Consider the following 23,939-nt stretch of genomic DNA (forward strand, 5'->3'; position numbering starts at 1 on the left):
CACCTGGAGGACGTACTGAGCGGTTGGTAACCTGCGTGGCATGACCACTGCCGCCATCGACGCACGCGCCGGCCGCCGCTGCCACAACGCGCTCAACTCGCTGCACTCGACGCACTACTTCTCGCCCGACCTGGGCCGGGAACTGGGCGACCTCGGGGTCACCGACCCCCGGGCCGTCAACTTCGCGGTGCGCGCCGCCGCGCTCGGGCCGGTCGGCGCCGGCGCCGTGACGGCGACGTTCTACAACTACAAGCACGACCTCGTCGCCCGGCATGTGCCCGCGGTGTGGGAGACCGCCACCCCGGCACAGGTCCTGGCGGCACGCGCGCGTGCCGTCGACGCGACGCTGCGCCGCCTGCTCGGCGACCAGGCCCTGGCGTCCGCGGAGATGTCGGAGGCCGCCGACCTGGCGCTGCGCGCCGCCGAGGGCTGCTCCCGCAGCGCCCGTCCGCTGTACTCCGCCCACGCGGACCTGCCCGTGCCCGACGCGCCGCACCTGGCGTTCTGGCACGCGGCGACCCTGCTGCGCGAGCACCGGGGCGACGGCCACCTCGCCGCGCTGATGGCCGCGGGCCTCGACGGCCTGGAGGCGCTGGTGACGCACACCGCGACCGGCAAGGGCATGGCACCGAAGTGGATCTTCACCACCCGTGGCTGGACCCAGGAGGAGTGGGAGGCGGCGACGGACCGGCTGCGCGACCGCGGCCTGATCGACGACGCCGGCGAGCTGAGCGAGCGGGGCGTGGCACTGCGCGACGAGATCGAACGGGAGACGGACCGGCTGGACGCGGCCCCGTACGCGCACCTCGGAGCCGAGGGCGTGGCGCGTCTGACGGAGCTCGGCACGTCCTTCGCCCGTACGGCGCTGGGCGCCGGCGCCTTCCCGGCGGACCTGCTCGGCAAGCGCTGACCAGCTCCCGCCCCGCCGACGGGCATGTCCGGCCGATCCGGAGGTACCCGTAGGACTCCCGGCCGCAGCGGCCGGGAGAGGAAAGGGGCTTTTCGTGTTCCGTGCCATCGCAGACGTACTGCGCCAGATCGGTGGGGCCATCGCCACCGTAGTGACGCTTCCCTTCCGGGCCCTGGCCCGGCTTTTCGGCGGGGCCTCGTCCTCGACCCGCGGCCGCCGGGTCTGACACCGCGTCCGGCGCGACCCGTTCCCGACCGGGCCGGGTGGTGCCCTGATCCCCGATTGTCGGCGCCACCTGCCACAATTGCCGCGCAACCTCTGTGAGAAGGCGGTACGGGATCGTGACGACACCCGGATCCAGCGCGTCCATCGACGTGAGGTCCATCGAGAGCAGGATCGCCGAGGAACTCGGCGTACGGGAGCGGCAGGTGAAGGCCGCGGTGGAGCTGCTCGACGGCGGCTCCACGGTGCCCTTCATCGCCCGCTACCGCAAGGAAGCGACCGAGATGCTCGACGACGCGCAGCTGCGCACGCTCGAGGAGCGGCTGCGTTATCTGCGGGAGCTGGAGGAGCGGCGTACGGCGATCCTCGACTCGGTACGCGAGCAGGGCAAGCTCACCGAGGAGCTCGAGGCGCGCATCCGCGGGGCGGAGACCAAGGCCCGCCTGGAGGACATCTACCTGCCGTACAAGCCCAAGCGGCGCACCAAGGCGCAGATCGCGCGTGAGGCGGGTCTGGAGCCGCTGGCCGAGGGCCTGCTCGGCGACCCGTCGGTGGACCCGCTCGCCGCGGCCTCCGCGTTCGTCGACGCCGACAAGGGCGTGGCGGACCCCCAGGCCGCCCTGGACGGAGCGCGGTCGATCCTCACGGAGAAGTTCTCGGAGGACGCCGACCTGATCGGCGAGCTGCGGGAGCGGATGTGGGGGCGCGGGCGGCTCGCCGCCAAGGTGAAGGAGGGCAAGGAGGAGGCCGGCGCCAAGTTCGCCGACTACTTCGACTTCGCCGAGCCGTTCACCGACCTGCCCTCGCACCGGATCCTCGCGATGCTGCGCGGCGAGAAGGAGGACGTCCTCGACCTCGTCCTGGAGCCCGAGGAGCCCACCGACGGACCGTCGTCGTACGAGGGGATCGTCGCGAGCCGCTTCGGGATCGCCGACCGCGGCCGGCCCGGCGACAAGTGGCTCACGGACACGGTCCGCTGGGCCTGGCGCACCCGCGTCCTGGTGCACCTCGGCATCGACCTGCGGCTGCGGCTGCGCACGGCCGCCGAGGACGAGGCGGTGAATGTCTTCGCCGCGAACCTCCGTGACCTGCTGCTGGCCGCCCCGGCGGGCACGCGCGCGACGCTCGGCCTGGACCCGGGCTTCCGTACGGGCGTGAAGGTCGCCGTGGTCGACGCGACCGGCAAGGTCGTGGCCACGGACGTGATCCACCCGCACGTCCCCGCCAACCGGTGGGACGAGGCGATCGCCAAGCTGGCGCGGCTCGCCAAGGAGCACGCCGTCGAACTGGTCGCCATCGGCAACGGCACGGCGTCCCGCGAGACCGACAAGCTCGCCGGGGAACTGATCACCAAGCACCCGGAGTTGAAGCTGACCAAGGTGATGGTGTCCGAGGCCGGTGCCTCTGTGTACTCGGCCTCCGCCTTCGCCTCCCAGGAGCTGCCGGACATGGACGTCTCGCTGCGCGGCGCGGTGTCGATCGCCCGGCGGCTGCAGGACCCGCTGGCCGAGCTGGTGAAGATCGACCCTAAGTCGATCGGCGTCGGCCAGTACCAGCACGACCTGTCCGAGGTGAAGCTGTCGCGCTCGCTGGACGCGGTGGTCGAGGACTGTGTGAACGGCGTGGGCGTGGACGTCAACACGGCGTCCGCGCCGCTGCTCGCCCGCGTGTCCGGCGTCACCTCCGGTCTCGCCGAGAACATCGTGGCGCACCGCGACGCGAACGGGCCGTTCACGTCGCGGACCGAGCTGAAGAAGGTGTCGCGGCTCGGCCCCAAGGCGTACGAGCAGTGTGCGGGCTTCCTGCGGATCCTGGGCGGCAGCGACCCGCTGGACGCGTCCAGCGTGCACCCCGAGGCGTACCCGGTGGTGCGCCGGATGGTGAAGACCGCCGGGCAGGAGGTGGCCGGCCTGATCGGCAACACGTCCGTGCTGCGGTCGCTCAAGCCGACGGATTTCGTGAACGAGACGTTCGGTCTGCCGACGGTCTCGGACATTCTGCGGGAGCTGGAGAAGCCGGGGCGCGACCCGCGGCCCGCGTTCAAGACGGCCACCTTCAAGGAGGGCGTCGAGAAGCTCTCCGACCTGTCCTCCGGGATGGTGCTGGAGGGGGTCGTGACGAATGTCGCGGCCTTCGGTGCGTTCGTGGACGTCGGTGTGCACCAGGACGGGCTGGTGCATGTGTCGGCCATGTCCAAGACGTTCGTGAAGGACCCGCGGGATGTGGTGAAGCCCGGGGACATCGTGAAGGTGAAGGTGATGGACGTCGACATTCCGCGGAAGCGGATCTCGTTGACGCTGCGGTTGGACGACGAGGCCGCCGCTACGCAGGGTGGGCAGGGCTCGCAGGGTTCGCACGGGGAGCAGAAGCGGGAGCGTGGGGGGAAGCCGCCGAGGCAGCGGCAGCAGCGGCAGGCCTCCGGCGGTGGTGAAGGTGGCGGCCGTGGCGGCAAGGGGCGGTCGTCGGCGCCTGCTCCGTCCAACGGGGCGATGGCGGACGCGTTGCGGCGGGCCGGGTTGGCGTAGGGGCGCGGTGCTGTAGCTGGGGGGGTGGGTGCGCGGGCCGGCGCTTGCCGGGTGCCGCCCGCGCCCACCCGTGCCGCCCTAGGCGGGCCCGAATGCCCGCGGGTTCAGCGCTCCGTCACCTTGCCGTCCGTGACCTCCAGGCGTCTCGTCACCCTGACCGCGTCCAGCATGCGGCGGTCGTGGGTGATCAGGAGGAGCGTGCCCTCGTAGGCGTCCAGGGCCGATTCCAGTTGTTCGATGGCCGGTAGGTCGAGGTGGTTGGTCGGCTCGTCCAGGATCAGGAGGTTGACGCCTCTGCCCTGGAGGAGGGCCAGGGCCGCCCTCGTGCGTTCGCCCGGGGAGAGGGTCGACGCCGGGCGCATGACGTGGTCCGCCTTGAGGGCGAACTTGGCCAGGAGGGTGCGGATCTCGGCCGGTTCCGTGTCCGGCGTGGCCGAGCGGAAGGCGTCGAGCAGGGACTCGGGGCCGTAGAACAGCTTGCGGGCCTGGTCGACCTCGCCGAGCAAGACGCCGGAACCGAGCGCCGCGTGTCCGGCGTCGAGCGGGACACGGCCCAGGAGGGCGGCGAGCAGCGTGGACTTGCCCGCGCCGTTGGCTCCCGTCACCGCCACCCGGTCCGCCCAGTCGATCTGGAGGGAGACCGGGCCGAGGACGAAGTCGCCGCGCCTGACCTCGGCGTCGCGCAGGGTGGCGACCACCGCGCCCGAGCGTGACGCCGAGGCGATCTCCATGCGCAGGTCCCACTCCTTGCGGGGTTCCTCGACGACGTCCAGGCGTTCGATCATGCGCTGGGTCTGGCGGGCCTTGGCGGCCTGCTTCTCGCTGGCCTCGCTGCGGAACTTGCGGCCGATCTTGTCGTTGTCGTTGCCCGCCTTCCGCCGGGCGTTCTTGACGCCCTTGTCCATCCAGGAGCGCTGCATCAGGGCCCGGTCCTGGAGGGACGACCGCTTGTCGGCGTACTCCTCGTACTCGTCGCGGGCGTGCCGGCGGGCCACCTCGCGTTCCTCCAGGTAGGCCTCGTATCCGCCGCCGTAGAGGTTGATCTGTCGCTGGGCGAGGTCGAGTTCGAGGACCTTGGTGACGGTGCGGGTGAGGAACTCGCGGTCGTGGCTGACGACGACGGTGCCGGCGCGCAGGCCGGTCACGAAGCGTTCGAGGCGCTCCAGGCCGTCCAGGTCGAGGTCGTTGGTCGGCTCGTCGAGCAGGAAGACGTCGTAGCGGGAGAGGAGGAGCGAGGCGAGGCCGGCGCGCGCCGCCTGGCCGCCCGACAGGGACGTCATCGGCTGGTCCAGGTCGACCGTCAGGCCCAGGGCGTCGGCGGTCTCCGCCGCGCGGTCGTCGAGGTCGGCGCCGCCGAGGGCCAGCCAGCGCTCCAGGCTGGTCGCGTAGGCGTCGTCGGCGCCGGGAGCGCCGTCGACCAGTGCCTGGGTGGCCTCGTCCATGGTGCGCTGCGCCTCGGTGACGCCGGTGCGGCGGGCCAGGAACGCCCGGATCGTCTCGCCGGGCCGGCGCTCGGGCTCCTGCGGAAGGTGGCCGACGGTGGCGGCCGGCGGGGACAGGCGCAGCTCGCCCTGTTCCGGGGTGGTCAGTCCGGCGAGCATCCGCAGGAGGGTGGACTTGCCCGCGCCGTTGGCTCCGACGAGTCCGATCACGTCGCCGGGCGCGACGACGAGGTCGAGCCCGGTGAACAGGGAGCGGTCGCCGTGGCCGGCGGCGAGGTTCTTGGCGACGAGGGTGGCAGTCATCAGACCGCCGATTTTAGCGGTGGTCCACTGCCCGCTCAGCCGGGTTTCCCGTGCGTCACCGCGGCCACCAGCACGCTTCCCGGCGCCCGGGCCACCACGAAGGACTCCCCCTTCACCGTCCTCGCGTCCAGGTCGACGCGGTGGCCGCCCGGTTCGAGTACGCCGTCGAAGACCTCGTGGGTGTGGGTGCGGTGCAGGCGGTCCAGTCGGTACGCGGTGAGCCGCACCCGGCAGGGCGAGGTGACCTCGACGTCGGCAGCGGTACCGGTCGCCGTCAGGCGGGTCAGCCTGCGCCGCTCGGCCGGGCCGCGGTCCAGGGCGTGTTCGATCTGGGCGACGAGCAGCGGCACGATCGGGGCGAGTCCGTCGACGTGGGCCACGTCCACCCCGGCGTCGGCGAAGGCGCGGAGTACGGCCGTCCGCTCCTCCTCGGCGACCGCGCGGCCGAAGGCGACGGCGCCGTAGGCACGCAGTTCGTCGGCCGGCACGGCACCGGCGTCATGGGTGATGTCGGCGCCGATGCCGATGATGCGCAGCGCGGCGGCGAGCCTGGCGAGCAGGGCGACGCGGTCGCCGATCAGCAGGACCCTGCGCCGGGGGTGCGCGGAGCCGTCGAGCAGGGCGGCGAGGGCGGCACGGTACTCGGCGCCGGGGAAGCGGTACGGGCCGATGCCGCGGTAGCCGTTGAACTCCAGGTCGGCGTCTTCACCGGTCTGCCAGGCGAAGTCGCGCCAGACGAAGTCGTCGCCGTCCCGCAGGATCACGGCGGTCACCGCACCGCAGGCGAGGTCCTCGCACTCGGGGCAGGCGTAGATGACGTACCGGCCGCCGGGCAGGGGCGCGTCGGTCTCCAGGAGCAGGCTGCGGACCTGTGCGGTGAGGATCGCGGGCGGCACGTCGGAGGCGAGCGGGGAGACGGCGTCCAGGTCGGAGAGGCGGAACAGCAGGGGCCGTCCGTCGACGACGAAGTCCATGAAGTCGCGGTGGACCTGGTAGTCGCCGTCGGCCCGGACGCCGCCGGCGCGCATCGCCGGGGCCAGAGCGAAGGTCGCGTACTCGGCAGCCATGCGGTGAGTATTCCCGGGGTGCGACCGCTCTGCGCACGGCATGGGGCATTCCGCTAACGTCCCGGTGTGGAAACCGAACTGGATGACGAAGTCGTCGTGGTCGGCGGCGGGGTGATCGGGCTGACGACGGCCGTCGTGCTCGCCGAGCGCGGCAGGCGGGTGCGGCTGTGGACGCGGGAGCCCGTCGAGCGGACCACCTCGGCGGTCGCGGGTGCGCTGTGGTGGCCGTACCGCATCGAGCCGGTCGCGCTGGCGCGGTCGTGGGCGCTGCGCTCCCTGGAGGTGTACGAGGAGCTGGCGGCGCGGCCCGGGGAGAGCGGCGTACGCATGGTCGAAGGGGTGCTGGGCGAGACCGGCCTGGACGAGGTGGACACCTGGGCGGCCGCACGGCTGCCGGGACTGCGTGCGGCGACCGCGGAGGAGTACGGCGGGTCGGGGCTGTGGGCGCGGCTGCCGCTCATCGACATGTCGACTCATCTGTCGTGGCTGCGGAGGCGGCTGGAGTCGGCGGGCGGCGCGGTGGAGACGCGCGCGGTGGCCGGTCTGGCCGAGGCCGAGGCGCCGGTGGTGGTCAACTGCACGGGGCTGGGCGCCCGCGAGCTGGTGCCGGATACGTCCGTGCGTCCGGTGCGCGGGCAGCTGGTCGTCGTGGAGAACCCCGGCATCCGGACCTGGATGGTCTCCACCGATCCCGTCTCCGGGGAGATGGCGTACTTCTTCCCGCAGCCCGGCCGGCTGGTCCTGGGCGGCACGGCCGAGGAGGACGCCTGGTCGGCCGAGCCGGACCCGGCGGTCGCGGAGGCGATCGTACGGCGGTGCGCGGCGCTGCGGCCCGAGATCGCCGGGGCGCGGGTGCTCGCGCACCTGGTGGGGCTGCGGCCGGCCCGGGACGCGGTACGGCTGGAGCGCGAGCGGCTGCCGGACGGGCGGCTGCTGGTGCACAACTACGGCCACGGCGGCGCGGGCGTCACCGTGGCCTGGGGCTGCGCGCGGGAGGCGGCCGAGCTGGCCTCCCGCTGACCGTGCGACGGTCCGGGCGGCGCGTTCGGGACGGGGAAGGGGCCGGCACGCGGGTGCGTGCCGGCCCCTTTCCGTTCCCCCACCGAGCGACTCCGCGTCGGTCAGTGGTGCTTGCCGATCGGGTCGCCCTCCACGTCCGTGCCGGGGCCCGGGCCGATGCGGATCTCGAAGTCGCCCTCGTACTGCTTGTGGCCCTCGATGACGGCCATCTCGACGGCTTCGGAGGCCATCTCACCGCGCACCATCAGGGGGTCACGGCGCAAGTCGCGCATCAGGGCGATACACATGAAGATCATCACGATGACGAAGGGCGCCGCCGCGAGGATCGTGAGGTTCTGCAGACCGGTGAGCGCGTCTCCCTCGCCGCTGCCCACCAGGAGCATGATGGCGGCGACCGCTCCGGTCACCACGCCCCAGAACACCACCACCCAGCGGCTGGGTTCGAGCGCGCCCTTCTGCGAGAGGGTGCCCATCACGATGGAGGCCGCGTCGGCGCCCGAGACGAAGAAGATGCCGACGAGGACCATCACCAGCAGGCTGGTGACGGTGGCGATCGGGTACTCCTGCAGCACCGCGAAGAGCCGGCCTTCCGGGGTCGTCTCGTCGCCGAGCCGGTTCTGCTCCTGGAGCCTCATCGCCGAACCGCCGAAGATCGCGAACCAGATCAGGCTGACGGTGCTGGGGACGAGGATGACGCCGCCGATGAACTGGCGGATGGTCCGGCCCCGGCTGATACGGGCGATGAACATGCCGACGAAGGGCGTCCAGGAGATCCACCACGCCCAGTAGAAGACGGTCCAGCTGCCCAGCCAGTCCGCGACGCCCTCGCCGCCGCTGATCTCGGTGCGGCCGGCCATCTCGGGCAGGTCGCCGAGATAGGCGAAGATCGAGGTCGGCAGCAGGTCGAGGATGAGGATGGTCGGACCCGCGACGAACACGAACACGACCAGGAGCAGGGCCAGCACCATGTTGGTGTTGGACAGCCACTGGATGCCCTTCTCGACGCCGGAGATCGCGGAGGCCACGAACGCCACGGTCAGCACCGCGATGATGCCGACCAGCAGCCCGGTGCTGACCTTGTCCATCCAGTCGAGCTTCTCGACGCCGGACCCGATCTGCAGGGCACCGAGGCCGAGCGAGGCCGCGGAGCCGAAGACCGTCGCGATGATGGCCAGGATGTCGATGACCCGGCCGCTGACACCGTTGGCGTGCTTCTCGCCGATGAGCGGGGTGAACACGGCGCTGATGGTCTGCCGACGGCGCCTGCGGAAGGTGCTGTAGGCGATGCCGAGGCCGACCACCGCGTAGATCGCCCAGGGATGGAGCGTCCAGTGGAACAGGGTGGTGGCCATGGCCGTCGCCATGCGGTCGCCGGTGTCGGCGGGGCTGCTGCCGGGCGGGGCGGTGTCGAAGTGCGCCAGCGGCTCGCTCACGCCCCAGAACATCAGGCCGATGCCCATGCCCGCGCTGAACATCATGGCGACCCAGGACACCGTGCGGAACTCGGGCTTCTCGCCCTCGGCGCCGAGGTGGATGCGGCCGTAGCGGCTGGCCGCGAGCCAGAGGGCGAAGACGACGAACCCGGAGGCGGCCAGCACGAACGCCCAGCCGCCGTTGTGCATCAGGCCACTGAGCATGGTGCCGGAGGCGTCCTCCAGCGAGTCGGTGCCGGCCACGCCCCAGACGACGAACGCGAGGGTCAGGACCGCCGTGACGCCGAAGACGACGCGGTCGGTGCGGGGCTTGTGCTCCTGCCCCGGCAGGCCCGCTTCCGAACCCGGCAGCGTGCCTCTTTCATGCTGTTCCTTGTCGCTTGGTCGGTCCTGCGTCACAGGCGGCACCTTTCAAGTCGGTGAGGCTGAAAACAATCCTCTGCTACGCCCTTACCACGTGCGACGCAGAACTCACCTCTTCAGCAGCGGGTGTCGGGTTCACCCACCGTCAAGTGGTACGTCGCACGCTCGTCCAGGAGCAGCGGCACGAGGGCGCGCAGCGGCTGGCGCAGCGGTACGTAGGCGCCCTTCTCCCCGGTCGGACGCGTGTGTACACCGTGCAGTGCGAGTTCGTCCTTGATGTCCGTGTACTGGCCGGGGGTGAGCCGGTAGCCGCAGGGCGGGTCCTCGATGACCTCGGTGGGCCCGGCCGGGTCGTTGTCCGCGCCGCCGAGGTACACGGGCCCGGTGTCGGCCAGACCCGACCACCGGGCGACCGCGGTGGCCGCCTCGACGCGTCCGCGCCGCTGGTCCGCGAAGCGGAACATGCCGTCCAGGGCGGCGAGCTGCGAGTTCACCCGGCGCCGGTTGTTCAGGGCCTCGTCCGCGCGCTCGGCGTCGGTGAGCGCGTCGACGCGGCTCTCGATGAGCAGGCCGACCGAGTGTTTCACGCCGGACATGTTGCGCAGGATGCGTTCCTGGCCGTCGCCTGCGGTCTGCTTGATCGGGTCGCCGGTGACCGGGTCGGTCCAGATGCCGTAGGTGCCGGCCGAGTAGTCGGCCTGCTCGGCGGCGGGGCGGACGTACGCCCCGGACAGGGTGCGGGCCTCGTCGTGGGTCCGGGTGTGGGTGTTGAGGTTGCGGGGCCAGAGGTCGAAGAGGTCCTTGTCGTAGTACGGGGGTGTGGCGCCGTACTCGTGCAGGTCGTAGAGGACGTCGGGGCGCCGGTCGCGGACGACGGCGGCCAGGGCGCGGGCCTCGGCCGTCTTCAGGGCGAGGTGGTCGCGGTTGACGTCGACGCCGTCGCTGTTGCCGCGGGTGTCGGCGGCCCGGCCGTCGGGGTTGGCGGTGGGCACGACCAGCACGGTCGTGCGGTCCAGGAAGCGCCGGGTCTGCCGGTCCTTCGCGTAGGCCAGGTCGCGGACGGTGGACAGGCAGGCCTCGCGGCCGGAGGGCTCGTCGCCGTGCTGGCTGCACACGAGGAGCACCTTGTTCGGGGCGGAGTGCCTGCCGATGGTCACGAGCTGGAGGGGGCGGTCCTGCTTCGTGGTGCCGATGCGGTCGACGGTGACCCGGCTGCTCGCCCGGTCGGCGGCGGCCAGCAGCGCCTGTTCCTCGGGCTGGCTGGTCCAGCGGGCGCCGTGCGTCTCCTCGAAGCCGGTGCGGGGCGGGTCGTGTGCGGTGTCGGCGGCGTGGGCCGGCGTGGTGAGGAGGGACGCGGCGAGGGCCGCGGCGGTCACGGTGAGGGTGCGCAGGCGGTTCATCGGGCTCCCTTCGGGACGCGGTGGGTCGTGTGCGGCGCGGTCACTCCGTCGAGGGGCGCGGGGGCGGGCGCTGCGGTCGCCGTACCGGCGGTGGCCTCGGCGAACGCGGCGGTGCCGCCGACGAACGGTACGCGTGCCGACGTGCGCGAGAGGTCCACGGTGAGTGTCGGCGTGTCGGCGGGCGGGTCGATGAGGTCCTTGTCGGTGCCCGCGACGATCAGCGCGAGGCGGTGGCCGGCCGGGACGACGTGGTCGGTGGCCGCCAGGTCGAGGGTGATGGTGTAGGCCTTGCCCGGAGTGAGCGGCCGTCCCCGCCATTTGGACGCGTGGTTGCCGAGGTCGGCCCAGCCTCGGCTGACGACCGTGTAGTCCACGTCGGTCGTCTTCGCCGCCGTCTCCTTGTAGCAGGAGCTGTCGCCCGGGGTGCTCGGGCCCCAACAGGTGCGGTCGGTGAGGGTGGTGATGCCCTCACCGCGGTCGGCGTAGTCCCGGATGGTGTCGGGGCCGAGGTCGACGAGTACGGCGGAGAGGTGGGCGGTCGGGGTGCTGGACCGCGCGGTGACGGTCACCTCGGAGGTGCCGGACAGGCGCAGGTCGCGGGTGAGTGGGCCGGTGACGAACCCGGCCTTGCCCGGGGTGGGCTCGTCGATGTGCGCGGCCCAGTCCGTCTCGTTCAGCGCGGGGTCGTCGGTGAACGTCTCGGTGCCGCGGTCCCGGCGCAGGCCGAGGGTGCCGACGCCGGGCTGCGCGCCGTCGGCGGGGCGCAGGGTCGTGGTGGCGGTGGAGCGCGGCGGCCAGGTCCTCGACGTCTCCCACTGCTCGGGGCTGCGTTCGATGTCGGCCATGGGCTCGCGGTCGATACCGTTGTCGTAGCCGAGGAGTTCGTGGTCGAACCAGCGGTGCAGGGTGTCGACCCACTCGGCGCGGCGGAAGTCGAAGGGGTCGACGTGGCCGGTCTGGGAAAGCCAGATCTTGCGGTCCACGCCGTTCTTCCCGAGGGCGTTCCACCACGGGCCGACGTGCTGCATGCGGACGTTGAGGTCCTGCATGCCGTGGATGAGGAAGACGCTCGCCTTCACCTTGCTCGCGGCCTTTACGTAGTCGCGTTCGCTCCACAGCTTCGTCCAGTCGCCGGTGCGCGGGGCGCCGTCGACGAGCTTCTGCTGGACGGCGTCGCAGTCGGCGCGGGCGTCGGGGCTGTTGACGTAGTCGGACAGCCAGTCGGGGCCGGAGCCGTAGAGGGGGGCGCCCTGGCTGAAGTAGTAGTCGTACCAGGAGGAGATGGCGGCGATCGGGACAATCGTCTCCAGGCCCTCGACGCCGGTCGCGGCCACGCCGTTGGCTATGGTGCCGTCCCAGCTCTTGCCGATCATTCCCGTCTTGCCGTTGGTCCAGGTCGCCTTGGCGCGCTCGCCGCCGGTGCGGCTGGTGTACGCCTTCCCGCGGCCGTTCAGCCAGTCGACGACGGCCTTCGCGGACTGGATGTCGGAGCGGCCGCCCACGTCGACGCAGCCGTCGGAGCGGTTGGTGCCGGCCAGGTCGACGCCGACGAAGGCGTAGCCGCGCGGCACGAAGTAGTTGTCGTAGTACAGCGGCATCCCGTCGACGTCGCCGTCGGCGTCGTACGTCTTCTTCTGGCTCTCGTTGCCGCGCCCGCAGCACGAGTAGTACGGGCTGGCGTCCATGATGACGGGGATCTTCCGGCCCTGCTGCGCGGGTTCGCGGGGGCGGACGATGTCGACGGCGACGCGGTCGTCCTCGCCGTCGCCGTCCCCGTCGTATCCGGTGTCCACCCAGACGGCCTCGCGGATGGCGTCGTCGTAGGAGTGGACCGGTTCGCTCTGTCGCGGGGTCGCGGGGTGGGCCGTGGCGACGGGCGTGAGGAAGGTTGCCATGAGTGCGGCCGTGGCCGCCGTCGCGAGCGGTCTCCAGATCGTGAAGCGCATGCGTATCGGCATGCGCGGACGGTACATCGATCAACTCCCGCGCAGAAGAGGGCGTTCAGGGGCGCGTGGCGTTCGCGGGGCCCCGGCGCGGCAGGAGCCGCAGGTCGGCCGGTTGGCGATCGTGTGACAGAGGCGGCCGTGGACACCAGGCCATCTCCAAGGGCACGCTCCAGTCGAAGAGCTCGCGGCTCGGCCGACCCGCTGGCACTGGCGGTCCGACAAGCCGCAGGCCACCCATCCGGCGATGCTGGCGGGCGGCCCGGGTCGACCTCACCACCGGCATCACCGAGAGCGGCATCCCGGTCGTCAACGCCTGCAGCGATGACCTGGGCGCGAACGACCGCGCTGCGCGGGCCGGCGTGGATCGGACCGGGGAGGCCGCCGACTGGCTACGAGCTGTGGGGAGGGCCCGCACGGAAGGACCCGCCCCGTCGGAGGTTTGCGGTCCTCGCATGACCGTGTTCATCAACGACTTAGACCCCGCCCGTCCGCCACGGGGGGGGAGAGCGGACAGACGGGGCCGCACAGGGCCCGTCAGACAATGGGCCAGGTGACCCGCTGCCCCTCGGGCGTGACCATGACCTTGAAGCGGTCCGGGGTCGGAGATCCGTCCGCCTGCCAGCGCAGCAGATGATCCTCCACCGCATCCCACAGCTGCACCGACCCACCCTGCCGGACGGTCCACTGCTTGCCGTCCAGGGCGAGGGCCGCCCAGGCGCCGGCCTCCACGTCGACCAGGACGTGCCGGGTCCTGTCCTCCAGCGTCAGGCTGAGGCGCTGTGCGCGCGGTGCCGCGAGCTGGGCGACGAATCGGGCGTCCCAGTCGTCCAGGACATCGGCACCGACCCGGGCCTGCCGCTCCTCGCCCGAGTCGAAGTCGGGCAGCATGCCGAGCGGCGGCGGCATCTGCGGACGGGCCGGCATGAACTGAACCTGCCCCCCGAGAAACCGGCCGTGCGCCACGCCGTCGTGACCGACGGTCAGCCGCGCCAGCTCGGAGGAGTGCATCCACCCGCACAGGGTGGCGAGGATGATGCCGCCCGGCCTGGTCTGCTCGATCCACGTGTGCGGCAGCTCCCGCACTCCGCACGTGGCGATGACCCGGTCGTAGGGAGCGCCGTCCTTGTGCCCGGCCAGGCCGTCGCCGACGACCAGGTCGGGGAAGTAGCCGCAGGCGCCCAGGCCGACGCCGGCACGGCTGGACACGCCGTCGTCCACCTCCACCGTCGTCACGAGCTCGTCTCCGAGTCGGTGGCAGAGCAGCCCGGTGGAGTATCCGGTGCCGGTGCCGATCTCCAGGACCCGGTTGCCGTCTCGCACCTGGAGGTCTTCGAGCATCCGCACGACCAGGCTGGGCAGGGTGCTGGAGGAGGTGGGTTCGCGCAGGATCTCGCCGCGGATATCGCCGGGCACGATGGTGCCCGCGATCTGGGTGACCAGCGACTCGTCTGTGTAGCAGAGCTCCAGCCAGCCTTCCCGGTCGGCGGGCACCGGCCGCCAAGCGCTGCTGAAGCGTCGGAAGAAGCCGCCACGCAGGAACTCGTGCCGGGGCACGGCTTCTACGGCCGCACGCCACCGCTCGGTGCGCAGGGCACCGCTTTCGGTGAGCCGGTCGGCGAGACACCGGCGCAGGGCTGCGGAGTCCAGGACGGTCATCAGCGGCTCTTCCTTTCCAGGAGGTCGGCCATCGCCGCGAGCATCGGCAGGCCGGTCTCGTGCTCCAGCCAGTACCACTGGCCGGACGGGTTGCACTCCAGGAACCAGCATCGGCCCTCGCGGTCGATGGCGAAGTCGAAAGCGCCGAAAACGAGATCGAAGTGGGACAGGTAGGCATGCAGCGATTCGGTGATGCCGTGCGGCAGGGGCACGACGCTGTAGGTGAGGCGGCTGTAGTCGGTGCGCCAGTCCAGCAGGTCGGAGTCGATCCGGACGGCGAACACGTGCTCGCCGATGACGGTCATGCGTACGTCCGCCGTCTTGTCCACGCGCTGCTGGAACAGGTGCGCGGTGCCGGCCACCGTCTCGTCGATGTCGTCGGCCGTGACTTCGTCGACCTTCACGACTGAGGACACGCCGTCGATGCGGTACGGCGGCGCCGCAAGCGGCTTGTAGATGGCGGGGCCGTGCTGCTTGATGAAGGCCCTCGCCGTGTCCGGGTCGCTGGTGATGGTGGTGGGCGGAAGGCGGAAGCCCGCGCGCGCGGCGGCGATGAGGCCGGACGGTTTGAATTCCGCGTCGGCGATGTGGTGGGGGTGGTTGACGTACCGGCAGTGTGGGAGGGAGGTCAGGATGCCACCGAGGCCGTAGCGGGCCTGCGCGACGGCAAACCGGGCGTCCTGGTCGTCCAGGTGTGGGAAGGCGAACCCGGAGGGGCGCCGGTAGTACAGGGACCGGACCTCGGTGAGGTCGGCGGTCCGGGACGGCGTGGACAGTGTGCCCTCCACACCGTTCAACGTGATCGTGGCCGCGACCGACAAGGCGTGGGGGAAGTCCCCCGAGTCGAGCCGCACGACCGGAACATCCCGGTCGTGCAGCTCGCTGATCACCACGTCGGCCGTGGGGTCGTCAAGGTTGGTGACGACCAGCACCGGGCCGACACCGGTCACTGGTCGGTGTCGTTCCCCGTGTCGGTGTCCGTACCGGACCCGGTGCCGTCGGGGCTGGTGCCCGTTGACGGGTTGGTGCCGGTGCTGGTGCCGTGCCCGCCCATCTCCATCGCCTTGCCGCGGTCGTCGAAGTACCGGGTGGTCTGTGTGGTCGGGTCCAGGACGGCCTTGGCGTAACCCGGGGCGGGCGACGGGTAGGGGGCCATGCGGCGCACGCCCCAGGGGGTCGGGGTGAGCGTGCCGGTCGGCAGCGGCGTCCCGGTGGGGAGCCGGTCAGAGTGAGCAAACAACGGATCTCCCTCTCGTGTGTCTTTCGGTGAACCCGCCCCGGGGCTCGACCATTCCAGGGTTGGGGCCCGGGGCGGGAGTTGTAGGACCCGTCCCGTCGGCGGCTTGCGAACCACCAGCGGGACGGGCGTTCTGGGGGGGGTGCGACCCTGACCCTGCGGTCGCCATGGGGCCCCGGGACGTCGGGGCAAGCGGTCAGCGGCGGGGGCGGCCGACGTTGGCGCAGCGGGCGTGCACGCGGCCGGACCGGACTGCGCTCCCAGACGGGCTGCCTTGGTCGTACGGCACCGAATCGTCGCCGGACTCGATCACCCGGTCACAGGCCAGGCACATGACCACGCCGGTGAGCGCGTCGTAGTGATCACACAAGGCGGCCACGGAACGGGCGAGCAGCTTCACACGCTCGACTTCCCCCAACAGCCCGGCGGCCTCCGGTACGCCCACACGCCGCCGGGTCTCCTCAACGCTGGCGAGCGCAATCTTGCCCGGCACATCGTCGCCGCGGTCAGCGGCCAACTGCTCGATGCGGGGGAGCAACTCGGTCAGGTAGTCACGCAGGTCGTGGTCGAAGCTCTTCACCACACCGTGGCGCGGGAGGGTGCGCTGTGCCAGGAACCAGGCAGCAGTGGCGCGCATGGTGGCAGTGGCGGGCGCGGCCGTCTCGGGGCGCGTGGTGTTCACCGGTTCGGCGCCTTCGTGGCGCAGTGGAGCGGACACTTGCACGGCGGGTACACGTCACGCAGCGGCAGCGGCGTTTCCTTGCCCTCGACGTTCACCGTGCCGTGGTCCTCGGTGACCGCACCGTCCCGGTTCAGCCGGTAGACGTGCAAGGTCATCTTGATGCCTGGCTTTCGCGAGGCTGTAGGTTTCACGTTGTCGGCGCTCCTAGCAGCGTTGGCACCCCCGGCGAGGTCTCACCACCTCGTCGGGGACTGACGCTTATGAACGTAGGGGCAGCTACAACCCACCGCCGACCGTAATCCGGTCGCTACGCTCAGGCAGCAAGGATTCCGATGCGTGCGGCCAGGTCAGCGGCTCGGCGCCGACGTGCGGCCCGCGTCGACTCAACCTCTTCAAGCAAGATCGCGCGAGCGTAGCCGTTGTACCGGATCGTCTCGGGCGCTGCCTCGAACGCCTTCTCCAGAGACGCCACGGCGGTGTCCGGCTGGTTATCCAGCTGATAGCCGCGGGCCTCTTCGATGCGATGCCGGGCCCGGCGGGGCCGGGACTTGATAACACTCTGGTCTGCTCGTGCAGCCTGCCGCACTGATTCGCCGCCCTGGTGGAGCTCGACAGCCACCGTGACCGCGTGAGCGCCCATGATGGCCCGCGAGAACGACGTGACCGGGTGGTAGTAGTCGGGCGGCAGCCGGTCGGCCATGTCCTTCGCCTGATCCCAGTGACGCCACGCCGTGCCGGTCTCCCTCCGGCGGGCTGCGGTGTAGCCAAGCTCGAATTCCAGCGCACCGGCAATAGCCAGGACGTTGTCGCTGGCATCCGGCAGCAGGGGCTTGAGAAACGCCACGGCTTCACGGTTCACGGCGTCAGCAGCCTCGAAGTGCCGCGGCCCGCTGTCTCGGTGCGCCTGCGCGAGCAGCCATGACGCGACGCCGATCGCATGCGGGTCCCCGCTCTCCTGCGCAGCGACCATGCCGCGCTCGGCAACCCGCCACAGCAGCGAACTGTCCGGCTGGTAGGCGATGAAGAACTGACTCAGGCTGTAGCTCTCGGCGAGTAGGGCCTGCGCGCGGTTCCGCTCCAACGCTGAGTCGGCGTCCCGGACCAGGGCCTGCGCGTCCCGGATCAAGTCCGGCAGCAATTTGCCGATCACCTCGCGATGGTTCTTCGAGGCGTGCCGTTCCCGCCAGGCCGCGTGGAGCCGTGCTTCCAGGTGAGCGACCGGCGGGGGTTCCACGGTCGTGGTGAACGGGAAGCTGTCGATAGCGGCCTTCACTGCGGACAGGCGAGGGTGACCGGGACCGACGAACAAGTCGACGTGGGCGTTCGGTCGGCCTGTCAGGTCCGCGAGGTCGCGTACGCGCAGTGCCTCAGCGATGCGCATCACCATGTCGAGGGCGGGCGCCTTCTGCTGACCGTTCTCAATCTTCCGGAGGGTATGCGGCGAGATGCCGATGAAGTCGGCCAGTTGGGCCTGCGTCATCCCGTGCCGCTCGCGCAGGATCTGTACGCGCTGGCCGAACTTCAGCGGATCGGCATACGGGTCGGGGGTAACATCTGGAGACATCACGGCCTTGCCCCTCCTAGCAGCTTCGTCACTGCCAGAGTAGGGGGCAAGGCCGGTTCTGTGTGAGGCTCCGGCGGACCTCGTCAGCCGCAGCGCGTTGTACGGCGCCTCTCATCAGATCGCCATGCTCCTGGCTCAGCCCATCGTGCATGCGGGCCACCGCGACGAGAGGCTGATGAGATGACCCGCGAGAAACCTCAGTGGCCGTGAACCGGTGCTTCTTCGCTACTTGGTAAGCCTGCCCAGCTCCTGCTCGGCGGCGTTCTGCGCCACCCGGCGGCGGACGCCGAACCAGCCGGCCACCAGCATCACCGCGATCACGGGCACGAGCAGCACGGTCTTGCGGCCGACCTCGGGGTCGTTCCACATCAGGACGATCACGGCCAGCAGGAAGGCGATCGTGACGATCTCCGTGACGGGGCTGCCGGGCAGCCGGAAGTGCGGCCGCTCGACCAGGCCCGCGCGCGCCCGGCGCACGAAGACCAGGTGGCAGATCATGATGATCACCCAGGTGCTGATGATGCCCAGGGAGGCGACGTTCAGGACGATCTCGAAGGCCTTGTTCGGCACCAGGAAGTTCAGGCCGACGCCGAGGACGCAGACCGCGCAGGTCAGCAGGATGCCGCCGTAGGGGACCTGGCTGCGGCTCATCACGCCGGTGAACTTGGGCGCGGAGCCCGCCATCGCCATCGAGCGCAGGATGCGGCCGGTGGAGTACAGGCCGGAGTTCAGGGAGGACATCGCCGCGGTGAGGACGACGAGGTTCATGACGTCACCGGCGGCCGGGACGCCGATCCCCGACAGCACCGTGACGAAGGGGCTCTCGTCGCCCGAGTAGAGCGAGCTCGGCAGCAGCAGGGCCAGCAGGACGACCGAGCCGACGTAGAACAGGGCGACGCGCCACATGATCGAGTTCACCGCGCGGGGGACGATCTTGTGCGGCTCGGCGGTCTCGCCGGCGGCGACGCCGACCAGTTCCAGGGCCGCGTAGGAGAAGATCACGCCCTGCATGACCAGGATGACGGGCATGGCGCCGTGCGGGAGGATGCCGCCGTGGTCGGTGATCATGCTCATGCCCGGGGTGTGGCCGCCCACCTCGTGCTGGGTGGCCAGCAGGAAGATGCCGATCAGCATGAAGGCGACGAGGGTGGCGACCTTGACGATCGCGAACCAGAACTCCATCTCGCCGAAGATCTTCACCGAGATCAGGTTCACGGCCAGGACCACCGCGAGGGCTATCAGGGCGAGCACCCATTGCGGGATGCTCGTGAACATACTCCAGTAGTGCGTGTACAGCGCGATCGCGGTGATGTCCGCGATGCCGGTCGTCGACCAGTTCAGGAAGTACATCCAGCCGGCGACGTAGGCCCCCTTCTCGCCGAGGAACTCGCGCGCGTAGGACACGAAGGATCCGGAGGAGGGCCGGTAGAGCACCAGCTCACCGAGGGCCTTGACGACGAAGAAGGCGAAGACGCCGGCGACGAGGTAGGCGATCGCGAGCGCCGGGCCCGCGTCGCGCAGGCGACCGCCGGCGCCGAGGAAGAGGCCGGTGCCGATGGCGCCGCCGATGGCGATCATGTTGACGTGGCGGGCCTTGAGGTCCTTGCTGTAGCCGGCGTCACCCGCGTCCGCGGGTCGTTCGGCCGCCTGGGGGTGGGCGGCGGCCTGTGCCGTGGCGACGGCGTCCTTGCTCACGGGTGGTACCAATCTCTGGTGCGCCCGGGCGGGGTACGCCCAGGTCGTCCGTACAGCGACAAGGCCCGCACCACCCTTCGCGGCACAGACCAAGGCAGCACCTTCCCACGACCCTGCGTGGACATGCGGTGTCTCATGTCACACAGCGTGACTTGTCACAAGATCCGTCAGTCGTCTCCACAGGGTGCGCATGGTGCGCGAGAGGTGTCACAGCGTTGGTGAGACAGCGATACTGCTGCACATGACGACGACCGACACCGAGGAGCCGACCCTCACGATCGACGAGCTCGCCGCGCGGGCGGGCGTCACGGTGCGCACGGTCCGCTTCTACGGCACCAGGGGGCTGCTGCCGCCGCCGGCGATCGGCCCGCGCCGGGTGGGGCACTACGGCGGGGAGCACCTGGCCCGGCTGGCGCTGATCGAGGAGTTGCAGCACCAGGGCATGACGCTGGCCGCGATCGAGCGGTATCTGAAGCAGCTGCCGCCGGATCTGAGCCCCCACGACCTCGCGCTGCACCGCGCGGTGGTGGCCTCCTGGGCTCCGGAGACGGTGGAGAGCGTCACGCGTGAGGAGCTGGGCCGGCGGGCGGGCCGGCCGCTGACGGACGACGAGGTGGACCGGCTCACGGCGATGGACATCGTCTCGCGGGACGGCGCGGCCCCGGACGGTGACGCCTACCGCATCGACGCCGGGCTGCTCCGGCTCGGCGTCGAGCTGCTCGACGTGCCCTTCTCCCCCGAGACGGTCCTCGCCGCCCGTACGGCCCTCCTCGAGCACTCCCGCGCCGCCGCGCGCGACCTGTCGGCGCTGCTGCGCGACGCGGTCGCCGAACGCGACGCGCGGGACGTGCGGTCCCTGTCCGCCCACATGCACCCGCTGGTGGTGCAGGCGCTGCTGACCACGTTTCAGCGGTCGCTGCGGGAGGAGCTTCGGGAGTGGCTCGGCGGGGACGGCGAGGGCGGCGAGGAGTGATCCGCCTCCTCAGCGGCCGTCGGTGAAGACCTCCCCCTTGTCCGCCTTCTCCACCAGCAGCGCGGGCGGCGTGAAGCGCTCCCCGTAGCGGTCGGCGAGCTCACGCGCGCGGGCCACGAAGCCGGGCAGGCCCGCACCTGCCCCGGCGTAGCCGTCGTAGCCGTTGATGTACTGGAGGACGCCGCCGGTCCAGCCGGGGAAGCCGATACCGAAGATCGAGCCGATGTTGGCGTCGGCGACGGAGGTCAGCACGCCCTCCTCCAGGAGCTTGACCGTGTCGAGCGCCTCCGCGAAGAGCATGCGCTCCTGCATGTCCGCGAAGGGGATCTCGTGGCCGGGCTTCGTGAAGTGCTCCCGCAGGCCCGGCCAGAGTCCGGCCCGCTTGCCGTCGTCCCCGTACTCGTAGAACCCGGCGCCGCCGCTGCGCCCGGGACGCTCGAACTCGTCGACCATGCGGTCGATGACGGCATCGGCGGGGTGCGCGGTCCAGGTGCCGCCCGCCTCCTCCACTGCCCGCCGGGTCTCCTTGCGGATCTTCCGGGGCAGCGTGAGCGTCAGTTCGTCCATCAGGGAGAGCACCTTGGCCGGGTAGCCCGCCTGGGCCGCCGCCTGTTCGACGGAGGCGGGCTCGATGCCCTCGCCGACCATCGCCACGCCCTCGTTGATGAAGTGGCCGATGACCCGGGAGGTGAAGAAGCCGCGCGAGTCGTTGACCACGATCGGCGTCTTGTTGATCTGCCGGACCAGGTCGAAGGCGCGGGCCAGCGCCTCGTCGCCGGTCCGCTCGCCCTTGATGATCTCCACCAGCGGCATCTTGTCGACCGGCGAGAAGAAGTGCAGCCCGATGAAGTCGGCCTGGCGCTCGACGCCCTCGGCCAGCGCGGTGATGGGCAGGGTGGAGGTGTTGGAGCAGAGCAGCGCGTCGGGAGCGATGACGTCCTGGATCTCCTGGAACACCTTGTGCTTGAGCGAGGTGTCCTCGAAGACGGCCTCGATGACCGCGTCGCAGCCCGCGAGGTCGGCCGCCTCGGCGGTCGGCGTGATGCGGGCCAGCAGCGCGTCGGCCTTCTCCTGCGTCGTACGGCCCTTGGCCACGGCCTTGGCGCACAGCTTCTCGGAGTAGGCCTTGCCCTTGACGGCCGACTCCAGGGCGACGTCCTTCAACACGACCTCGATGCCCGCGCGGGCGCACGAGTAGGCGATGCCTGCGCCCATCATCCCGGCGCCGAGGACGGCGACCTTGCGGACCTGGCGGGGCTCGATGCCCTTGGGGCGGTTGGCGCCGGAGTTGACGGCCTGGAGGTCGAAGAAGAACGCCTGGATCATGTTCTTCGAGGTCTGCCCGGCGGCCAGCTCGACGAAGTAGCGGGCCTCGATGACCTGCGCGGTCTCGAAGTCGACCTGGGAGCCCTCGACGGCGGCGGCCATGATGTTGCGCGGGGCCGGGTAGGGGGCGCCGTTCGTCTGCTTGCGCAGGTTGGCGGGGAAGGCGGGCAGGTTGGCCGCGAACTTGGGGTGGGACGGAGTCCCGCCGGGGATGCGGTAGCCGGGCTTGTCCCAGGGCTGGGCGGACTCCGCGTTGGCGTCGATGAAGGCGCGGGCCTTGGCGAGCATGTCCTCGCGGCTGTCGGCCACCTCGTCGACCAGGCCGTTCTCCTGGGCTCGGCGCGGGTTGTACTGGGTGCCCTGGAGGAGCACCTTCAGCAGCGCGTCGGTGATGCCGAGCATCCGGACGGTGCGGACGACGCCGCCGCCTCCGGGGAGCAGGCCGAGGGTGACCTCGGGACAGCCGATCTTGGAGCCGGGGGCGTCGAGGGCGACGCGGTGGTGGCAGGCGAGGGCGATCTCGTAACCGCCGCCGAGGGCCGCGCCGTTCATGGCGGCGACGACGGGCTTGCCGAGGGTCTCGATGCGGCGCAGGTTCCGCTTGATGGCCAAGCCGCCGTCGAAGAGGTCCTGGGCGGTCTCGGGGGTGACGCGGATCAGGTCGCGCAGGTCGCCGCCGGCGAAGAAGGTCTTCTTGGCGGAGATGACGATGACGCCCCGGATGTCGTCCTTCTCGGCCTCCAGGCGGTCGGTGATCACCGCGAGGGATTCGCGGAACGCCTGGTTCATGGTGTTCGCGGACTGGTCGGGGTCGTCGAGGACGAGGGTGACGACGCCGGTGTCGTCCTGTTCCCAGCGGATGGTGGTGGGCTCGGTCGTCATGACAGGGGTCTCCAGTGAGGTCTTCGGTGGCCGGGGTGCCGCGGTGCCGCTTCCGCGGGATCAGACGCGCTCGACGATCGTGGCGATGCCCATGCCGCCGCCCACGCACAGGGTGGCGAGGCCGTAGCGCTTGTCCTGGCGCTCCAGTTCGTCGACGAGCGTGCCGAGGATCATCGCGCCGGTGGCGCCGAGGGGGTGGCCGAGCGCGATGGCGCCGCCGTTGACGTTGACCTTGTCCAGGGACAGGCCCATGTCCTTGACGAAGCGCAGGACGACCGCGGCGAACGCCTCGTTGATCTCGACGAGGTCGATGTCGTCGATGGTCAGCCCGGCCTTGGCGAGCGCCTTGCGGGTGGCGGGAGCGGGGCCGGTGAGCATGATGGTGGGCTCGGAGCCGGACACGGCGGCGGAGACGATCCGCGCGCGCGGGGTGAGCCCGTGGCGCTCGCCCACCTCCTGGGAGCCGATGGCGACCAGGGAGGCGCCGTCCACGATGCCGGAGGAGTTGCCCGCGTGGTGGACGTGGTCGATCTTCTCGACCCAGTGGTACTTCTGCAGCGCGACTGCGTCGAAACCGCCGAGTTCGCCGATGTCGGCGAAGGAGGGCTTGAGGCCCGCGAGGGAGTCGGCGGTGGTGCCGGGGCGCAGGTGCTCGTCGTAGTCGAGGACGGTGAGGCCGGCGCGGTCCCGGACGGGCACGACGGACCGCTCGAAGCGGTTCTCCTTCCAGGCGTTGGCCGCGCGCTCCTGGGAGAGGGCCGCGTACTCGTCGACGTCGCGGCGGGTGAAGCCCTCGATGGTGGCGATCAGGTCGGCGCCGATGCCCTGCGGGACGAAGTTGGTGGCGAGGTTGGTCATCGGGTCGTTGAACCAGGCGCCGCCGTCCGAGGCCATGGGCACCCTGGACATCGACTCGACGCCGCCCGCGAGGACCAGGTCCTCCCAGCCGGAGCGCACCTTGGCGGCGGCCATGTTGACGGCCTCCAGACCCGAGGCGCAGAAGCGGTTCTCCTGGACGCCCGCCACGGTGTCCGGCAGTCCGGCCGCGACGGCGGCGATGCGGGCGATGTCGGAGCCCTGGTCGCCGACGGGGCCGACGACGCCGAGCACGATGTCGTCGACGGCGGCCGGGTCGAGGTCCGGGAAGCGGGCGCGGATCTCGTGGATGAGGCCGACGACCAGGTCGACGGGCTTCGTACCGTGCAGGGCGCCGTTCGCCTTGCCGCGTCCGCGCGGGGTGCGGATCGCGTCGTACACGTACGCTTCGGTGGTCACTGGCAGGCCTTTCACTGA

19 protein-coding genes and 1 pseudogene are annotated in these 23,939 nt (G+C 71.1%); 6 read left to right on the top strand and 14 right to left on the bottom strand.

From position 1 onward, the window contains the following. Nucleotides 1–40 precede the first annotated feature (40 nt). The 3 genes from ACFCZF_RS11230 to ACFCZF_RS11240 all read left to right on the top strand — a co-directional run bounded on the left by ACFCZF_RS11230 (nucleotide 41) and on the right by ACFCZF_RS11240 (nucleotide 3,657). Nucleotides 41–910, top strand: coding sequence for a hypothetical protein (locus ACFCZF_RS11230; protein WP_376671436.1), 870 nt, complete (start codon nucleotides 41–43; stop codon nucleotides 908–910). Nucleotides 911–1,004: 94 nt separating this feature from the next. Next, complete coding sequence (locus ACFCZF_RS11235; protein ID WP_274595154.1) at nucleotides 1,005–1,136, top strand: LPFR motif small protein; 132 nt, start codon at nucleotides 1,005–1,007, stop codon at nucleotides 1,134–1,136. Between the two features lie 115 nt (nucleotides 1,137–1,251). Beyond that, nucleotides 1,252–3,657 carry a Tex family protein gene (locus ACFCZF_RS11240; protein WP_376671437.1) on the top strand — a complete coding sequence of 802 codons (2,406 nt, stop codon included), beginning with the start codon at nucleotides 1,252–1,254 and terminating at the stop codon, nucleotides 3,655–3,657. A 104-nt stretch (nucleotides 3,658–3,761) separates the two neighbouring features. On the opposite strand, the gene ACFCZF_RS11245 is transcribed toward ACFCZF_RS11240, so the two are convergent. Next, nucleotides 3,762–5,402, bottom strand: coding sequence for an ABC-F family ATP-binding cassette domain-containing protein (locus ACFCZF_RS11245; RefSeq protein WP_376671438.1), 1,641 nt, complete (start codon nucleotides 5,400–5,402; stop codon nucleotides 3,762–3,764). A gap of 35 nt (nucleotides 5,403–5,437) precedes the next feature. Then, a complete protein-coding gene (locus ACFCZF_RS11250; RefSeq protein WP_376671439.1) occupies nucleotides 5,438–6,469 on the bottom strand; it encodes an oxidoreductase in 1,032 nt (343 codons plus the stop codon). A gap of 66 nt (nucleotides 6,470–6,535) precedes the next feature. Here ACFCZF_RS11250 and ACFCZF_RS11255 point away from each other — a divergent pair, with 66 nt between their 5' ends. Further along, a complete protein-coding gene (locus ACFCZF_RS11255; RefSeq protein ID WP_376671440.1) occupies nucleotides 6,536–7,489 on the top strand; it encodes an FAD-dependent oxidoreductase in 954 nt (317 codons plus the stop codon). Nucleotides 7,490–7,590: 101 nt separating this feature from the next. Here the strand turns inward: ACFCZF_RS11255 and ACFCZF_RS11260 are convergent, their stop codons facing one another. From ACFCZF_RS11260 to ACFCZF_RS11270, 3 genes are all read right to left on the bottom strand, one after another. After that, nucleotides 7,591–9,321, bottom strand: coding sequence for a BCCT family transporter (locus ACFCZF_RS11260; RefSeq protein ID WP_376671441.1), 1,731 nt, complete (start codon nucleotides 9,319–9,321; stop codon nucleotides 7,591–7,593). An 80-nt stretch (nucleotides 9,322–9,401) separates the two neighbouring features. Further along, entirely contained in the window at nucleotides 9,402–10,685 is a 1,284-nt protein-coding gene (locus tag ACFCZF_RS11265; RefSeq protein ID WP_376671442.1) for a M14 family metallocarboxypeptidase, read from the bottom strand. Beyond that, a complete protein-coding gene (locus ACFCZF_RS11270; protein ID WP_376671443.1) occupies nucleotides 10,682–12,643 on the bottom strand; it encodes a Xaa-Pro dipeptidyl-peptidase in 1,962 nt (653 codons plus the stop codon). Before ACFCZF_RS11270 ends, ACFCZF_RS11265 begins: the two co-directional genes overlap by 4 nt. Before the next feature lie 128 nt (nucleotides 12,644–12,771). Between ACFCZF_RS11270 and ACFCZF_RS11275 the strand changes: the two are divergent. Next, nucleotides 12,772–13,077 (top strand): annotated as a pseudogene (locus ACFCZF_RS11275) (M1 family peptidase); the annotation flags it as partial. Nucleotides 13,078–13,165: 88 nt separating this feature from the next. On the opposite strand, the gene tgmC reads toward ACFCZF_RS11275, so the two are convergent. The 7 genes from tgmC to ACFCZF_RS11310 form a co-directional block, all read right to left on the bottom strand. Then, nucleotides 13,166–14,287 carry an ATP-grasp peptide maturase system methyltransferase gene (tgmC, locus tag ACFCZF_RS11280; RefSeq protein ID WP_376671444.1) on the bottom strand — a complete coding sequence of 374 codons (1,122 nt, stop codon included), beginning with the start codon at nucleotides 14,285–14,287 and terminating at the stop codon, nucleotides 13,166–13,168. Further along, nucleotides 14,287–15,237, bottom strand: a complete 951-nt coding sequence (gene tgmB, locus ACFCZF_RS11285; RefSeq protein WP_376671445.1) for an ATP-grasp ribosomal peptide maturase — start codon at nucleotides 15,235–15,237, stop codon at nucleotides 14,287–14,289. The genes tgmC and tgmB overlap by 1 nt, the downstream gene beginning before the upstream one ends. Then, nucleotides 15,234–15,527, bottom strand: a complete 294-nt coding sequence (gene tgmA / locus ACFCZF_RS11290) for a putative ATP-grasp-modified RiPP (RefSeq protein ID WP_376671446.1) — start codon at nucleotides 15,525–15,527, stop codon at nucleotides 15,234–15,236. The genes tgmB and tgmA overlap by 4 nt, the downstream gene beginning before the upstream one ends. A gap of 193 nt (nucleotides 15,528–15,720) precedes the next feature. Beyond that, nucleotides 15,721–16,206, bottom strand: coding sequence for a DUF6415 family natural product biosynthesis protein (locus tag ACFCZF_RS11295; RefSeq protein ID WP_376671447.1), 486 nt, complete (start codon nucleotides 16,204–16,206; stop codon nucleotides 15,721–15,723). Continuing rightward, complete coding sequence (locus ACFCZF_RS11300) at nucleotides 16,203–16,361, bottom strand: hypothetical protein (RefSeq protein ID WP_376671448.1); 159 nt, start codon at nucleotides 16,359–16,361, stop codon at nucleotides 16,203–16,205. Before ACFCZF_RS11300 ends, ACFCZF_RS11295 begins: the two co-directional genes overlap by 4 nt. A gap of 158 nt (nucleotides 16,362–16,519) precedes the next feature. Beyond that, complete coding sequence (locus ACFCZF_RS11305; RefSeq protein WP_376671542.1) at nucleotides 16,520–17,770, bottom strand: helix-turn-helix transcriptional regulator; 1,251 nt, start codon at nucleotides 17,768–17,770, stop codon at nucleotides 16,520–16,522. A 225-nt stretch (nucleotides 17,771–17,995) separates the two neighbouring features. Further along, a complete protein-coding gene (locus ACFCZF_RS11310) occupies nucleotides 17,996–19,465 on the bottom strand; it encodes an amino acid permease (RefSeq protein ID WP_376671449.1) in 1,470 nt (489 codons plus the stop codon). 241 nt (nucleotides 19,466–19,706) lie between these two features. On the opposite strand from ACFCZF_RS11310, the gene ACFCZF_RS11315 reads away from it, so the two are divergent. Next, nucleotides 19,707–20,438 (top strand): MerR family transcriptional regulator, encoded by a 732-nt coding sequence (locus ACFCZF_RS11315; protein ID WP_376671450.1) that lies wholly within the window; start codon nucleotides 19,707–19,709, stop codon nucleotides 20,436–20,438. A gap of 9 nt (nucleotides 20,439–20,447) precedes the next feature. Here the strand turns inward: ACFCZF_RS11315 and ACFCZF_RS11320 are convergent, their stop codons facing one another. Further along, complete coding sequence (locus ACFCZF_RS11320; protein WP_376671451.1) at nucleotides 20,448–22,646, bottom strand: 3-hydroxyacyl-CoA dehydrogenase NAD-binding domain-containing protein; 2,199 nt, start codon at nucleotides 22,644–22,646, stop codon at nucleotides 20,448–20,450. A gap of 60 nt (nucleotides 22,647–22,706) precedes the next feature. Next, the gene (locus ACFCZF_RS11325; protein WP_376671452.1) at nucleotides 22,707–23,921 is read right to left on the bottom strand and encodes an acetyl-CoA C-acetyltransferase; all 1,215 of its coding nucleotides are present in this window, start codon (nucleotides 23,919–23,921) and stop codon (nucleotides 22,707–22,709) included. Nucleotides 23,922–23,939: the final 18 nt, after the last annotated feature.

The organism is Streptomyces sp. NPDC056296, assembly GCF_042268605.1.
Lineage (GTDB): Bacteria > Actinomycetota > Actinomycetes > Streptomycetales > Streptomycetaceae > Streptomyces.